The sequence below is a fragment of the Burkholderia sp. AU19243 genome (assembly GCF_018148075.1).
In the GTDB taxonomy this organism is placed as follows: domain Bacteria; phylum Pseudomonadota; class Gammaproteobacteria; order Burkholderiales; family Burkholderiaceae; genus Burkholderia; species Burkholderia latens_A.
This window is the reverse complement of record NZ_JAGSTV010000011.1, coordinates 62,269-77,179: the sequence shown is the minus strand read 5'-3', so window position 1 is coordinate 77,179 and position 14,911 is coordinate 62,269. Positions and strand designations below refer to the sequence as shown.

Annotated in this window: 12 protein-coding genes; 7 read left to right on the top strand and 5 right to left on the bottom strand. The window is 67.6% G+C overall.

Annotation, left to right across the window (positions count from 1 at the left end; all coding sequences use genetic code 11):
* Window positions 1-3: 3 nt before the first annotated feature.
* From KDW55_RS20475 to KDW55_RS20465, 3 genes are all read right to left on the bottom strand, one after another.
* On the bottom strand, window positions 4-1,092 hold the full coding sequence (locus KDW55_RS20475) for a diguanylate cyclase (RefSeq protein WP_282972520.1): 1,089 nt from the start codon (window positions 1,090-1,092) through the stop codon (window positions 4-6).
* A 56-nt stretch (window positions 1,093-1,148) separates the two neighbouring features.
* Window positions 1,149-2,153 (bottom strand): chemotaxis response regulator protein-glutamate methylesterase, encoded by a 1,005-nt coding sequence (locus KDW55_RS20470; protein ID WP_059546606.1) that lies wholly within the window; start codon window positions 2,151-2,153, stop codon window positions 1,149-1,151.
* 393 nt (window positions 2,154-2,546) lie between these two features.
* Window positions 2,547-2,771, bottom strand: a complete 225-nt coding sequence (locus KDW55_RS20465) for a hypothetical protein (RefSeq protein WP_040139553.1) — start codon at window positions 2,769-2,771, stop codon at window positions 2,547-2,549.
* 334 nt (window positions 2,772-3,105) lie between these two features.
* On the opposite strand from KDW55_RS20465, the gene KDW55_RS20460 reads away from it, so the two are divergent.
* The 4 genes from KDW55_RS20460 to KDW55_RS20445 all read left to right on the top strand — a co-directional run bounded on the left by KDW55_RS20460 (window position 3,106) and on the right by KDW55_RS20445 (window position 7,026).
* A complete protein-coding gene (locus tag KDW55_RS20460; RefSeq protein ID WP_040139554.1) occupies window positions 3,106-3,795 on the top strand; it encodes a DUF969 domain-containing protein in 690 nt (229 codons plus the stop codon).
* Window positions 3,792-4,742 (top strand): DUF979 domain-containing protein, encoded by a 951-nt coding sequence (locus tag KDW55_RS20455; RefSeq protein WP_212148298.1) that lies wholly within the window; start codon window positions 3,792-3,794, stop codon window positions 4,740-4,742. The genes KDW55_RS20460 and KDW55_RS20455 overlap by 4 nt, the downstream gene beginning before the upstream one ends.
* Before the next feature lie 10 nt (window positions 4,743-4,752).
* A complete protein-coding gene (locus KDW55_RS20450) occupies window positions 4,753-5,814 on the top strand; it encodes a DUF2891 domain-containing protein (protein ID WP_212160987.1) in 1,062 nt (353 codons plus the stop codon).
* A gap of 144 nt (window positions 5,815-5,958) precedes the next feature.
* Complete coding sequence (locus KDW55_RS20445; protein WP_040139556.1) at window positions 5,959-7,026, top strand: asparaginase; 1,068 nt, start codon at window positions 5,959-5,961, stop codon at window positions 7,024-7,026.
* Window positions 7,027-7,199: 173 nt separating this feature from the next.
* Here the strand turns inward: KDW55_RS20445 and KDW55_RS20440 are convergent, their stop codons facing one another.
* Window positions 7,200-8,174 carry a LysR family transcriptional regulator gene (locus KDW55_RS20440; RefSeq protein WP_059546614.1) on the bottom strand — a complete coding sequence of 325 codons (975 nt, stop codon included), beginning with the start codon at window positions 8,172-8,174 and terminating at the stop codon, window positions 7,200-7,202.
* 154 nt (window positions 8,175-8,328) lie between these two features.
* Between KDW55_RS20440 and aspA the strand changes: the two genes are divergently transcribed.
* Both aspA and KDW55_RS20430 read left to right on the top strand, forming a co-directional pair.
* Window positions 8,329-9,735 (top strand): aspartate ammonia-lyase, encoded by a 1,407-nt coding sequence (gene aspA, locus KDW55_RS20435; protein ID WP_059546617.1) that lies wholly within the window; start codon window positions 8,329-8,331, stop codon window positions 9,733-9,735.
* Window positions 9,736-9,842: 107 nt separating this feature from the next.
* A complete protein-coding gene (locus tag KDW55_RS20430; RefSeq protein WP_212160989.1) occupies window positions 9,843-11,348 on the top strand; it encodes an amino acid permease in 1,506 nt (501 codons plus the stop codon).
* A 35-nt stretch (window positions 11,349-11,383) separates the two neighbouring features.
* Here the strand turns inward: KDW55_RS20430 and KDW55_RS20425 are convergent, their stop codons facing one another.
* Window positions 11,384-12,073: a phospholipase gene (locus KDW55_RS20425; RefSeq protein WP_212160990.1), complete on the bottom strand. Its 690-nt coding sequence runs from the start codon at window positions 12,071-12,073 to the stop codon at window positions 11,384-11,386.
* A gap of 447 nt (window positions 12,074-12,520) precedes the next feature.
* Here KDW55_RS20425 and KDW55_RS20420 point away from each other — a divergent pair, with 447 nt between their 5' ends.
* Window positions 12,521-14,911 carry an MCP four helix bundle domain-containing protein gene (locus KDW55_RS20420; RefSeq protein ID WP_212160991.1) on the top strand — a complete coding sequence of 797 codons (2,391 nt, stop codon included), beginning with the start codon at window positions 12,521-12,523 and terminating at the stop codon, window positions 14,909-14,911.

Below are 14,911 nucleotides of genomic sequence, written 5' to 3'. Positions count from 1 at the left end.
CATTCACGCGAAGCCGCCGCCGGGCGGAACGGCGGGTGCTGCGGACACATCGATCTCCACACGATTCTTGCCGTCGCGCTTCGCGCGATACAGCGCGCGATCGGCCGCCTCGATCAGCGACGTGGTCGGCACGCCCGCGGCCGGCACGACGCTCGCGCCGCCAATGCTGATCGTCACGTAGCGGCCGGTGGACGAATGCGCGTGTTCGAGCCGCAACGCCTCGACCGCGAGGCGGATCTTCTCGCCGAGCAGCCGCGCGGCCCCGGGCGCCGTGGCCGGCATCACGACCGCGAACTCCTCGCCGCCGAAGCGCGCAGCCAGATCGCCGGACTGTCCGAGGCACCGCTCGATGGTCGCCGCGACCTGCTTGAGCACGGTGTCGCCCGACACGTGTCCGTACGTGTCGTTGTACAGCTTGAAGTTGTCGACGTCGATCATCAGCAGCGACAGTTCGCTGCGCTCGCGCGCACCCCGGCGCCATTCGGCGGCCAGGTATTCGTCGAGATAGCGGCGGTTCGACAGCCCGGTCAGGCCGTCCGAATGCGTGAGGCGGCGCAGTTCGAGATTCGCCTCGAGCAGCTGTTGCTGCGATTGCCGTAGCGCGCGATACGCCTCGTCGCGCTGCAGCAGGTTCATGTACGAGCGCGAGTGATAGCGGATCCGCGCGACCAGTTCGATGCGGTCGGGCAGCTTCACCAGGTAGTCGTTCGCACCCGCCGCGAACGCGGCGCTCTTGATCACCGGTTCTTCCTGCGTCGACAGTACGATGATCGGCACGTCGCGCGACGCCGGGTTCGCGCGGTACGCCTTGACGAGGCTCAGCCCGTCGGTGCCCGGCATCACGAGATCCTGCAGCACCACGGTCGGCCGCGTCTCGATCGCGGTCGCGAGCGCGTCGTCCGAGCGTGCGCAGTAGTGGAAGTCGATGCCTTCCTCGTCGACGAGCGCGCGTCGCACGGCTTCCGCGACGATCGTCTGGTCGTCGACGAGCAGCACCATCGCAGGGGCGTTGGCGTGCGGCGTGGGCCGCGCGTGCGCGGCATCGAACGCGGGATGCGGGCCGCCGGGCGGCCGGGTGAAGTCGCTGGTCATGATCGGTGCCCGGTTGCGCCGTGGCCGCGACGGGTGTGACTGAGTTTCATCGGGCGTCAAATCCGTGCGAGCGCCGCCAGTTCGCCCGCGATGCGCTCGAGCGGCAGGATCGCGCGCGCTGCGCCGAGCGTCGCGGCCGCTTTCGGCATCCCGTAGACGGCGCTCGTCGCCTCGTCCTGCGCGATCGTGTGATAGCCCTTCATCCGCAGCGCCTTCAGGCCGATCGCGCCGTCGCGGCCCATGCCGGTCAGCAGCACGCCGATCACGCGGCCGGGCCAGTGCTCGGTCAGGCTGTTGAAGAACACGTCGACCGACGGCCGGTACGGCGTCGCGGCCGGCTCGCGCGTGTATTCGAGCGTGCCGGCGCGCGTGATGCGCAGATGATCGTCGGTCGCCGCAAGCAACGCGACGCCCGGCTGCGGGCGGTCGCCTTCGTGCGCGATGCGCACCGTCAGCGGCGTCTGGCCGTCGAGCCATTGCGCCATTCCTTCGGCGAATGCGCGATCGACGTGCTGGACGATCACGATCGGTGCGCTGAAGTCGGCCGGCAGGCTGCCGAGGATCGACGCGAGCGCGCCGGGGCCGCCGGCGGACGCGCCGATCGCAATCAGCGGGCCGCCGCTGCCGCGTGCGGCCGTGCCGGCCGCGCGGACGCCGCCGGGCGCGTCCAGCAGCCGGCCGATCTGGTCGATCTTCGCGAGCAGCAGCCGTGCGGTGTCGCCGGCTTCGCCGTCGCCGAGCCGCGGCGTGTCGACCGCGTCGAGCGCGCCGGCGCCCATTGCCTCGAACACGCGCCACGCGTTTGCGCCGATGCAGCTCGTCACGATCAGGATCGCGCACGGGCGGCCGGAGCGCATGATGCGCCGCGTCGCCTCGATGCCGTCGAACTTCGGCATGATCAGGTCCATCAGCACGACGTCGGGCGGCTGCGCGGCGCACAGTTCGACGGCCTGCGCGCCGTCGGTCGCGACCCACAGCACGCGATGCTCGGGCCGGCGCGCGATCGCACGGCGCATCGCCTCGACGGCAAGCGGGAGGTCGTTGACGATGCCGATGTTCACAAGCGGGATACTCCGGTCGGTTCGTAGTGTTGGATATGGGCCGGGTTCATGGAAGGCGGTGTCGCTCCGGCGTGCCGAACGGCAGCGGCGGGAGACGGCACGGAGTTCTTTCGATTGGCACGCCCGCATGCTGTCATGCGGCGCGAGCGGCGGCAACCGGAAAAATTGCGCATTGCGTCGTTTTCGACCTTTTTCTCTATCGTGAGGCGGGAATCGGCGCCGCCGGGGCACGCCGGACAGCCGCAAGCCGCACCATGCCGCGGTGCGATAACCGCGCACCGGCAGGGCCGTTTCCGCAGGCGGGCGCGGTGGGGCGGCGTCCGCGGCGGCGCCCGCATCGGCAAGCAGGCTGCGCGACGGCCGGCGCCAGCCGTGCGCGGCGCGCATTCAGCCTCAATGGCTGCGCGCGTACCCCTGGATCAGCGCGCGCATCATTCCTTCGACCGTCGCGTCGCGCAAATCGGCTTCCTGCTCGCATTCCTCGACGAGCGCGGCGAATGCGGTGGCCAGCGTCACGCGGTCGACCTCGTGACGCTGTTCCATCAACGTCACCATTCCGTCCTTCGCCAGATGAGCGGAGAACGCGCGGCTGCCGATGGTCTGGAATACGTCGATCATGGCGGCTCTCCCGTTCGTTTCGATGCCTTCCAGTTTAGTGTGCGCACCCGCGCTCCGCCACGCGCGGCGGCGGCCCGCTCCCGCCGCACATGCCGCGCTTCACGGCGCCGCTCGCGCGCCGGCCCGGTCCGACGGGCCGGTGCCGAACCGCGAGCGGCACATGGCCGGCACCCGGCAAATGCAGTGTCGTACCGGTTTCAACGTTTACCCGTAGCCGCAAATTGTCGACTTTTTATCGATAAAGTCTCGTGTTAGATTTTGCGGCCTGAAGCCGGTCGAAACCGGGCGGCCGGCGCGTGCTGACAGCGTCGGGGATCCGACACAAGGAGGGGCAATGCTGGTGCTGATAGGGGTGCCGATCGTCGTGATCGGTTTCGCGCTGCGCTTCAACGCGCTGCTGGTGGTCACGATCGCGGGGCTCGCGACGGGGCTGGCGGGCGGGATGCATCTCGTCGACATCGTCAGTGCGTTCGGCAAGGCGTTCACCGACAACCGCTACATGGGGCTGATCTGGCTGACGCTGCCGGTGATCGCGCTGCTGGAGCGCAACGGGCTGAAAGAACAGGCGAAGCGGATGATTTCGCGCGTGCACGCGGCGACCACCGGCCGCGTGCTGATGCTCTACTTCGTGCTGCGCCAGGCGACCGCCGCGCTCGGCCTCACGTCGCTCGGCGGTCACGCGCAGATGGTGCGGCCGCTGATCGCACCGATGGCCGAAGCCGCCGCGGTCAGCCGGCACGGCGACCTGCCTGAGTCGGTGCGTCAGCAGATCCGCGCGCATGCGTCGGCCGCGGACAACGTCGCCGTGTTCTTCGGCGAGGACATCTTCATTGCGATCCAGTCGATCCTGCTGATCAAGGGCTTTCTCGAACAGAACGGAATCGCGATCGAGCCGCTGCACCTGTCGGTGTGGGCGATTCCGACCGCGATCGCCGCGCTGCTGATCCACTGTACGCGGCTCGCGCTGCTCGATCGTCGGCTGTCGCGCGGCTTCGGCGCATTCGGACGGGAGGGCGCGCGATGATCGGCCTCGAACAGCTGTATACGCTCGCCGGGCTGCTGTTCGCCGCGTTCGCGTGCTTCAACCTGACCGACCGCACGAACCCGCGCCGCGTCGTCAACTTCGCGTTCTGGGCGATCTACGCGCTCACGTTCCTGTTCGGTGCGCTGCTGCCGCACTTCGTGACCGGTTGCCTCGCGATCGCGCTCGCGCTGCTCGCGGGCTCGGGCAAGCTCGGCCGCGGCAAGTCCGACGAAGCGGGCGATGCGGCCGCCGCGCGGCGCGACGCGAAGGCGCTGCGCTTCGGCAACGTGCTGTTCCTGCCTGCGCTGCTGATTCCCGTCGTCACGCTGATCGGCACGTTCGTGCTGAAGCTCGTGCCGTTCGTCGATCCGAAGAGCGTGACGCTGATTTCGCTCGTGCTCGGCACGCTGGTTGCGTTCGGCGTCGCGCTCGCGATGCTGCGCGATTCGCCGGTTCATGCGCTGAAGGAGGCGCGTCACACGATGGACGCGGTCGGCTGGGCCGCGATCCTGCCGCAGATGCTGGCGGCGCTCGGTGCACTGTTCGCGGTCGCGGGCGTCGGCGGGGTGGTGTCGGGGCTCGTGAAGGAGTGGGTGCCGATCGATTCGCCGTTCGCCGTCGTCGCGGCCTATACGGTCGGGATGGCGCTGTTCACGATGATCATGGGAAACGGGTTCGCCGCGTTCCCCGTGATGACGGCGGGCATCGGCCTGCCGCTGATCGTTCATCAGTTTCACGGCAATCCGGCGATCATGGGCGCGATCGGCATGCTCAGCGGCTTCTGCGGTACGCTGATGACGCCGATGGCCGCGAACTTCAACATCGTGCCGGCGGCGCTGCTGGAGCTGAAGGACAAGAACGGCGTGATCAAGGCGCAGTGGCCGACCGGCGTGCTGCTGCTGGCCGTGAACACGCTGCTGATGTACGCGTTCGTATTCCGCTTCTGACGAGACTGCCATGACCGATCGACTGATCGCCGAACTCGCATCGAAATTCGCGTCGCTCGCGCTCGCGCACTTGACCCGCGAATATCCGAACAAGCTCACGCATTCGCTCGAAGGCCCGCACGACGTGCAGGGGCCGCGCGCGCTGCATCCGATCTTCTACGGCAGCTACGACTGGCATTCGTGCGTGCACGGCTACTGGCTCGTGCTGCGCGTGCTCGAACGCTATCCGGCGCTGCCGGAGGCCGAGCGGATCATCGCCGTGGTCGATGCGCATTTCACCGACGCCAACGTGGCCGGCGAGCGTGCGTATCTCGCGTTGCCGCACAACAGCGGCTTCGAGCGGCCGTACGGCTGGGCGTGGCTGCTTGCGCTGTCCGCGCAGCTCGAGCGGCTCGCCCTGAAGGGCGTGGTCCCGCAGGCCGCGCGCTGGGCGAAGACGATGACGCCGCTCACCGAGCTGTTCGTGTCGCGTTTCGAGGCGTTTCTGCCGAAGGCGACCTACCCGCTGCGCGTCGGCACGCACTTCAACACCGCGTTCGCACTCGCGCTGACGTTCGACTTCGCGCGCGCGACGCAGCGCGACGGGCTCGCGGCGCTGATTGTCGACACGGCGAAGCGCTGGCACCTGAACGACGTCGCGTGTCAGGCGTGGGAGCCGTCGGGCGACGAGTTCCTGTCGCCCGCGCTGATGGAGGCTGAGCTGATGCGGCGCGTGCTGCCGCCCGGCGAATTCGACGGCTGGTTCGCGCGTTTCCTGCCGGATCTCGCGCGTGGCGAGCCGGCGACGCTGTTCGTGCCGGCCACCGTCAGCGACCGCAGCGACGGCAAGATCGCGCATCTGGACGGATTGAACCTGAGCCGCGCGTGGTGCCAGCGCTCGCTGGCCGGCGCGCTGCCGGAAGGCGATGCGCGACGCGCGAAGCTGCTCGATGCGGCGGACCGGCATCTCGCGAGCGCGCTCGCGCACGTCGCGGGCGACTACATGGGCGAGCACTGGCTCGCGACGTTCGCGCTGCTGGCGATCGAAGCGCACGCGTGCCGTCGCGAAACGAGCGACGCGGGTGCGCCGTAACGGTTTTGTAATGATCGAATTGGCTTTGCAGCGGACGCAATACCGCTTTCCATCGGCCGGGCGGCGCGACGCGGCAGCGAGTCGATACACTGCCGTACCGGTTGACAGGGCCCCGGCGCTGGCCCGAAGAAGGAGACAGTACAGATGGACACCCAACGCGCAGCGGTCGTCACGTACCGCGGCAATGCGATCGAGAACACGCACGTCGCCGATGTGGCGGTGGTGGATGCCGGCGGCAGGCTGCTGTTCCGGCTCGGCGATCCGTTCCGGATGACGCTCGCGCGCTCGGCGGCGAAGCCGGCGCAGGCGCTGTCCGTGATCGAGACGGGCGCACCGGAACGGTTCGGTTTCGACGACGCGGACATCGCGCTGATGTGCGCGTCGCACAGCAGCGAGGAACGGCATATCGCGCGCACGCGCGCGATGCTCGCGAAGGTCGATGCGCAGGAGTCGGATTTGCGCTGCGGCGGCCATGCGCCGCTGTCCGATGCGGTGTACCGGTCGTGGATCAAGCGCGACTACACGCCGACCGGCGTCTGCAGCAACTGTTCGGGCAAGCACGTCGGGATGCTGGCCGGCGCGCGGGCGATCGGCGCTGCGATTGCCGACTACCACCTGCCGGAGCATCCGATGCAGGTGCGCGTGAAGCACGTGGTCGCCGACGCATGCGGATTGCGCGATGACGAAGTCGACTGGGCAATCGACGGCTGCAATCTGCCCACGCCGGCGTTCTCGCTCGATCGCCTGGCGCGTCTGTATGCGTCGCTGGCCGATGGCGCGGACCAGGTCGATGCGCGCGGCGCCGATGCGACGAGCGCCCGCGTGCGTGCGCTCGCGCGCATCCATCATGCGATGACGGCCTATCCGGAGCTGGTCGCCGGCGAAGGGCGCTACTGCACGGTGCTGATGGATGCGTTCGAAGGCCAGGTCGTCGGCAAGCTCGGCGCGGACGCGTGCTACGGGATCGGCGTGCGTGCGTCGGCGCGCACGCGGGCACTCGGCGCCGATGGCGCGCTCGGCATCTCGGTGAAGATCGAGGACGGCAATATCGACGTGTTGTACATGATGGTCAGCGAACTGCTCGAACGGTTGCAGATCGGCACCGATGCGCAGCGTGCGCGGCTCGCCGCGTTCCACCGGCCGCCGATGCTGAATACGCAGGGCGTCGAAGTCGGCCACGCGACGTTCCCGTTCGAATTGCAGGAAGCCTGAACGGCGCCGCCGGCCGCGCCGATACCGCTGGCGCCGGCGCGCCTGCCGCGCGGTTCCGGACGTCGAGCGCGACCAACGGCGGTGCGCCCGCCGCGGCGCGGCGCTCGACGGCCTTTGCCGCATCGCTGAAACCGGGCAGGCTGCGCCCCGCGCCTCGCGCGCCGATGTGCGCGCTATGCGCCGACGGCGCGAATCTTCGCCAGCTCGGCTTCGGACAGCTCGCCGATGTGCGCGAGACGTTCCGCGAGAAAGTCCTTCAGCACACGCAGCTTCGCCGAGCTGCGCCGGTTCGCCAGATACGCGATGTAGATGTACTCGCCGGTCAGCTTGTTGTGCAGCCGATAGCGCGGCAGCACGGGTTCCAGCTGGCCGTTCGCGAGCAGGTCGCGCACGAGCCAGATCTCGAACTCGGCGATGCCGAGCCCCGCGCACGTCGCGTCGAGCAGCAGCTCCGAGTGATCGGTGACGAGGTTGCCGGCCGGCAGCACGCTGTGCCGCGCGTTGCCGCGCACGAGTTCCCAGCGCGGATCGCCTTCCGGATGCACGTAGCGCAGGCAGTTGTGCTGCAGCAGGTCGTCCGGCGTCGCGGGGCGGCCGCAACGGTCGAGATAGCCGGGCGCGGCGCACAGGATGCTGTCGTTGCGCGACAGCCTGTGGACGACCAGATTGTCCAGATAGTTCTCGCCTTCGTGAATGTCGAGATCGAAACCGCCGGCAACGAGGTCGTTGTGATTGTCGGTGAGCCGCACGTCGAGCTGGATCGTCGGGTAGCGCGCGAGAAACGGCGCGATCAGCGGCGCGAGATGGCGGCGCCCGAACGCGACCGGTGCGGTGAGCTTCAGCGGCCCGCTCGGCTGCGCGTTGAGCTCGGCGACGACGCGCAGCGTGTCGTCGAGATCGGCGATCAGCGTGACCGCGCGTTCCAGGTAGATGTGGCCGGCCTCGGTCAGCGTCACGCTGTGCGTCGAGCGATGCAGCAGCGCGACGCCGAGCGCGTCCTCGATCGCCGTGATCTTGCGCGCGACGGTAGACGTCGACACGTGCATCTCCTTCGCGACCGCCGAAAAGCTCCCCATTTCCACGACCCGCACGAACGCGCGCATCGCGCCGAGGTGATCGAGCCCGGCGTCTCTCGCCATCGTTTTCATTCGTCTCTCGCTGTTGCGTCCCACGCAAAACCGCTTTCGATAATACAGAAGGGAGGTTCTTTATGCAAAGGCATAGAATGCGACCCGTCGAACCGGGAAGCGGCGAAGGAAGCCGGTTATCCATGGCGGCACGGGACATTTCAGGAGGGACACGATGACGGCAAGCGGCTTCCGCGTCGAAGCGGATCTTTTAGGTAAGCGAAGCATTCCGGATGCGGCGTACTACGGCGTCCATACGCTGCGCGCAAAGGAGAACTTCGACATTTCCGGGCGCACGATCGCGTCGCTCCCGTATCTCGTCATGGCGCTGGCAGCCGTGAAGGAGGCCGCGGCCGATGCGAACTGCGAGCTCGGGCTGCTGCCGCGCGCGTATCGCGACGCGATCGCCGCCGCGTGCGTCGAGATCCGTGAAGGCCGCCTGCACGACCAGTTCGTCGTCGACATCATCCAGGGCGGCGCCGGCACGTCGACCAACATGAACGCGAACGAGGTCATCTGCAATCGCGCGCTCGAAATCATGGGGCATGCGCGTGGCCAGTATGAATACCTGCATCCGAACGAACACGTGAATCTCGCGCAGAGCACGAACGACGTCTACCCGACCGCGATCCGGATCGCGACGTGCTTTGCCGTCGAGCATCTGCTCGAAGCGATGGGGCGGCTGCGCGATGCGTTCGCGGAGAAGGCCGATGCGTTCTCGGACCTGCTGAAGCTTGGCCGCACGCAGCTGCAGGACGCCGTGCCGATGACGCTCGGCCAGGAGTTCTCGACCTACGCGGTGATGGTGACGGAAGACATCGCACGTCTGCAGGAAGCCGGCTGGCTGATGCGCGAGATCAATCTCGGCGCCACCGCGATCGGCACCGGCATCACCGCGCATCCGCAATATGCGGAGAAGGCGCTGGCCGCGCTGCGGCGCATCACCGGCCTTGACCTGAGCACCGCGCCGAACCTCATCGAAGCGACGCAGGATTGCGGCGCGTTCGTGCAGATTTCCGGCGTGCTGAAGCGCATTGCCGTCAAGCTGTCGAAGATCTGCAACGACCTGCGGCTGCTGTCGAGCGGCCCGCGCGCCGGCTTCGGCGAGATCAACCTGCCGCCGGTGCAGGCCGGCTCGTCGATCATGCCGGGCAAGGTGAACCCGGTGATTCCGGAAGTCGTGAACCAGGTCGCATTCGAAGTGTTCGGCAACGACCTGACGGTGACCTTCGCCGCGGAAGCCGGGCAGCTTCAGCTGAACGCGTTCGAGCCGGTGATCGCGAGCGCGCTGTTCCGCAGCTTCAGCCATCTGACGGCCGCGTGCACGACGCTCACCGACCGCTGCGTGAGCGGGATCACCGCGAATCCCGAGCGGCTGCGCGAAACGATGGAGCGTTCGGTCGCGCTCGCGACCGCGCTGAATCCGTACATCGGCTACAAGCGCGCGACCGCCGTCGCCGCCGAAGCGCACGAGAGCGGCAAGTCGATCCGCGAGGTCGTGCTGGATCGCCAGCTGATGACCGCCGCGCAACTCGACGAAGCGCTGCAGCCCGAAGCGCTGATCCGTCCGCGCGCGTACTGATCCCGGCCACGCGCCGCCGGCGGCCCGCGCGCGTCGTGCACGCGACGCCCCGGGACGGGCGCGACACGTCAACACCCATCAACACACATCAAGAACGGAGACATACCATGAAGCACGCCAGCGAGCGCGCGGTCCACAAGGCCGGCAGCGCCGATCACCGTCATGCCGATCGCGACGCGATGTTCGCGTCGCACGAATCCGGTTACGAGAAGCAGTTGAAGCCGCGCCACGTGCAGATGATCGCGATGGGCGGTGCGATCGGCACCGGCCTCTTTCTCGGCGCAGGCGGCCGACTGCAGAGCGCGGGTCCCGCGCTGGCCGTCGTGTATCTCGTATGCGGCGTGTTCGCGTTCCTGATCATGCGCGCGCTCGGCGAGCTCGTGATGCATCGACCGACGAGCGGCAGCTTCGTGTCGTATGCGCGCGAGTTCATGGGCGAGCGCGCATCGTTCGTCGCAGGCTGGATGTACTACCTGAACTGGGCGACCACCGGCATCGTCGATATCACCGCGGTCGCGATCTACATGAAGTACTGGGCCGTGTTCACCGACGTGCCGCAATGGGTGTTCGCGCTTGGCGCGCTCGGGATCGTGTCGGTGATGAACATGATCGGGGTGAAGGTGTTCGGCGAGATGGAGTTCTGGTTCTCGATCGTGAAGGTCGGCACGCTCGCATTGTTCCTCGCGGTCGGCGCGGTGTTTCTCGCGAGCGGTCATCCCGTCGCGGGGCAGATGCCGGGTCTGCATCTGATCGCGGACCACGGCGGGATCTTTCCGCACGGCCTTCTGCCGGCGGTGCTGATCGTGCAGGGCGTCGTGTTCGCGTACGCGAGCATCGAGCTCGTCGGCGTTGCCGCGGGCGAGACTGCCGATGCGCGCAAGGTGCTGCCGAAGGCGATCAACAGCGTGATGTGGCGCATCGCACTGTTCTACGTCGGCTCCGTCGTGCTGCTGACGATGCTGCTGCCGTGGACGGCCTACAGCGCGCACGAAAGCCCGTTCGTCACGTTCTTCGGCAAGCTCGGCGTGCCGTACGTCGGCACGGTGATGAACGTCGTGGTGCTGACCGCCGCACTCTCGAGCCTGAACTCCGGTCTCTATTCGACCGGGCGCGTGCTGCGCTCGCTCGCGATGGGCGGCTCCGCGCCGCGCTTCGTGTCGCGGATGAATGCGCGCGGCGTCCCGTACGGCGGGATCCTCGTCACGGTCGCGGTCAATGCGATCGGCGTGCCGCTGAACTACATCGTGCCGGCGCAGGCGTTCGAGATCGTGCTGAACATGGCGTCGCTCGGGATCATCACGACCTGGGGCTTCATCGTGATGTGCCAGATTCTGTTCCGCCGCGCGGTCAATCGCGGCGAGCTGAGCCCGGTATCGTTCCGGATGCCCGGCGCGCCGTTCACGTCGTGGCTGACGCTCGGGTTTCTCGTCAGCGTGCTGGTGCTGATGGCGTTCGATTATCCGGGCGGCACGTGGACCGTCGCGATGATTCCGGTCGTCGTGCTCGCGCTGGTGGTCGGCTGGAAACTCGCGAAGCGCGGTGTGGCGCGCGAAGCGGCGGCTGCCGACGCTGTCGGGACACCGCTTGGCGCCGATCCGGCGGCCAACGTCTGACGATACGCACGGGCGGCTTCGGCCGCCCGTTTTGCTTAGTTCAACCCGCTGCGTGCGGCGACCCAACGGCCGAACTCGCGGGCCATCTGCGCGGTGAGCTCGTGGCCGGCGTCGTAGAGCCGCGTATCGTGCGCGACGCCAAGCGCCGTCAGCTTCGCGTCCGCCGTCTCGGCCCACGCGACCGGCAGCTTGTCGTCGAAGCGGCCGTGCATCACCAGTGCATGGAGCGCGCTCAATGCATCGCGCGGTGCGATCAGCGGATCGATCTCCGGCAGGATGCGGCCGCACAGCACCGCGAATGCAGCAACGTCGGCCGGGGATGTGAGGCCGACGCTCGCGCTCATGATCCCGCCCTGGCTGAAGCCGGCGATCACGGTGGGGATTGCGGGAGCGCCCTTTCCCGTGTCTTGTCGGCTCAATGTACGCAGCAGCGTGATCAACTGCACGCGGCTCGCCTCGGCGCGGGCCGCGTCGATTTCGGGGCCGTTCGCGCCGAAGCGCACCGGAAACCACGCGTACTGGTTCGGACCTAACGTCAGCGGGCCGCGGACGAACGCGATTTCGATGCGCGGGTCGAGCGTGCCGGCCAGGTTCAGCAGGTTGGCCTCGTTGCCGCCGACGCCGTGCAGCAACAACAGGCGGCTCGCTGCGCGGCCGGCGGCCGGGCGCAGCAGGTACTGGAGGCCGGATTCGGGGTCGGTGGTCAGCGGCAGGACGTCGGTCATTGCTAAGGGTTCGGTTGGGGAATGAGTCGACAGTCTAGAGCGCGCGGGCAGTGACGGGAATCGTCCCGGCGGCGATTGATTGTTTCCTCATCGGAATGAATGCACGCCCGCAGCGTGTCGAAAATGCAGGGCGGTTGCGTGTGCTGCAGCGCGGGCAGCGCGACGCGCTGCAACGCCCGCTCGTCAATATGCGCGTCGGACCAGTCGCCATCGCAGCGCACAGTGGCTAGAAATCTCTGCATTTTTTGCAGCCGAGGCGGCGGGTTAACGGCCAATCCGCCAGAAACTTTAGGAATTTCTCCCTGCAATTGATCATTGCGATTTCTTCAATGACCGATCGATTTTCAGTCATCGGACGGTCATACACCTTCCCCGATAATTCGGCGCTCACATTCTTTCATTAGACCAAACGGCGGTCGCACCGGATCGCTGCGGGGAGCTGTACTCATGACCATCCGTCATCGCATTACGCTGCTAGTCGTCCTGACGTTTTTCGCGCTGTCCGCGATCGGCGTGTACGCCGTGTACCAGACGCGCAAGAGCGCGGCCGACGTGCGTCAGGTCACCCAGGGGATCGTGCCGAGCGCGCTTGCGTCGGCCGATCTCGTCGCCGACGTGAAGAACATCCAGATCGCGACGATGACGCTCGTGTACGCGCCCGATGCAAACACGGCCGCGCAGGCGCGCGACGAACTGAAGGCGAAACAGGCCGCGTTGCGCACCGCGCTCGACGCGCAGGCGAAATCGGCCGTCGGACACGCGCAGGAGGGACTCGTCGCGCAGGCAAGGGACAGCGCGACGAACTATTTCGCCGCCATCGACGACACCGTGAAGATGAAGGCCGACGGCAAGCCCGAGATGGCGCAGGCGTACCTGTTCGCGAACGTCGCGCAGTATCGCGACGAGCTCGAAAGCATCGTCGACACGCTGCGCGTCGAGAAGAACCGCCAGAAGGACGACGCGATCCGCGCGCTGAACGGGATGCTGTCGACGACGGCGACTGCGATCGGCGGCGTCGCGGGCACGGTCGTCGTGCTGCTGACCGCGCTCGGCTTCGTGCTGTACCGGCAGATCACGCGTCCGCTGAGCCGGATGCAGACGATGATGAGCGAGATCGCGACGAGCCAGGACTTCACGCGCCGCGTGCCGGTGGGCCGGATGGACGAGATCGGCCATTCGATCGTCGCGTTCAACGGGATGATCGAGAAGATCCAGGAGAACGCTGCGCAACTGAAGCAGAAAACGGCCGACATTCAGGCGATGCTGCAGAACATGCAGCAGGGGATCCTGACCGTCGTTGAAGGCGGCGTCGTGCACGCCGAGTATTCGGCCTACCTCGAGACGATCTTCGAAACCGGCGACATTGCCGGCCGCGACCTGATGGCGCTGGTATTCGACGACTCGAGCATCGGCTCCGACGCGCGCTCGCAGGTCGACGCGGCCGTGCATGCGTGCCTCGGCGAGGACAGCATGAACTTCGCGTTCAACGAGCATCTGCTCGTCAACGAAGTCGCGAAGCGGATGCCCGACGGCCGCGAGAAATGGCTCGACCTGAGCTGGTCGGCAATCACCGACGAGACCGACACGGTCGTGCGGCTGATGCTGTGCGTGCGCGACGTGACGGAGATTCGCGAGTTGACCGCGCAGGCCGGCGAGCAGCAGCGTCGTCTCGAGATGATCGGCGAGATCCTGTCGATCAGCCAGGACAAGTTCCACGACTTCGTGCACAGCGCGAAGGGCTTCCTCAGCGAGAACGAGCGGATGATTCGCCAGCACGAACGCGCTGATCACTCGATCGTCGCGGCGCTGTTCCGCAACATGCACACGATCAAGGGCAATGCGCGCACGTACAGCCTGCAGCACTTGACCAACATCGTGCACGAGGCCGAGCAGGCGTACGAATCGCTGCGCCGCGCGGACGGCGGCCCCGAGTGGAACCGCGACGCGCTGATGGAGGATCTGGCCCGCGTGCGCGACGCGGTCGACCACTACGCGACGATCAACGCGGTCACGCTCGGCCGTCACGGCGAACCGGCGCAGCACGGCGGCGCCGACTATCTGATGGTCGAGCGCGCGCACATCCGCGAGAGCCTGCGCATGCTCGACGGCGCGGATCCGGCGAACGCGAGCGACTGGCGCGCGGCACGCGATTCGGTGCGCCGCCTGCTGAGCCAGCTTGGCACGCATGGCATCGGCGACGCGCTGGGCGGCGTGATCGAGTCGCTGCCGTCGCTTGCGGCCGAGCTCGGCAAGCCGGCGCCGGTCGTGCATATCGACAGCAACGGTCATCGCGTGCGCAGCGAAATCGGCGCGACGCTGAAGAACGTGTTCATGCACCTGCTGCGCAATGCGATCGACCACGGGATCGAAACGTCCGACGAACGGCGCGCGGCCGGCAAGCCGGCGGCAGGGAAGATCGACATCGCGGTCGACGTCGACGACGATGCGCTGCGTTTCGTGCTCGGCGACGACGGCCGCGGGCTGGCACTCGACCGGATTCGCGCGATCGCGCGCGAGCGCGGCTGGATCGACGCCGGCAACGAAGCCGCGTTGACCGATGAAGCGGTGGCCGAACTGATCTTCCGTCCGGGTTTCTCGACGGCACGCGCGGTGACCGAGGTGTCGGGGCGCGGCGTCGGGATGGACGCGGTGCGCAACTTCCTGAAGCGCGACGGCGGAGACATCGCGCTGCGCTTCATCGACGATCGAGTCGGCGCGTCGTATCGCGCATTCGAGACGATCGTTTCGCTGCCCGCACGTTTCGCAGCGGACGGCGCGAACCATGACGTCGAGCAGCCGGCCCGCGTCGGCCTCGCGAACGTCGCCGCGACGGAGTGA